A 252-nucleotide genomic window follows, 5' to 3' on the forward strand; every position below is an offset into this window, starting at 1 on the left:
TACCTTTTTTTGCTCATTATAGTGCTCGGCCAATAGCCGCTGTTCGCTATCGTTTCCGCTGTAGGTATAGTCCACTGCACCATTCCACACCAGACTCACCGCTCTACCTGCCAGTGTCGAGTAGACGATTCTAAAGCGCTCATCGGAAGCTGCAAAAGCGATGCTGATTATCAATGTCCTGTGACCGGGTAGTTCCATTCTCCGAACATAGCTCATCCAGGGGGCGCTCGCGCCCGCGTCTGTAGTGAGCGT

1 protein-coding gene is annotated in these 252 nt (G+C 52.8%); it reads right to left on the reverse strand.

All coding sequences use genetic code 11. The features are described 5' to 3' along the window. A partial coding sequence (locus tag SB679_RS25470; protein WP_410705140.1) for a hypothetical protein occupies positions 1-198 on the reverse strand: 198 nt, incomplete at its 3' end. Positions 199-252: the final 54 nt, after the last annotated feature.

Origin of the sequence: Chryseobacterium sp. SIMBA_029 (genome assembly GCF_046535275.1) — a bacterium.
Lineage (GTDB): Bacteria > Bacteroidota > Bacteroidia > Flavobacteriales > Weeksellaceae > Chryseobacterium.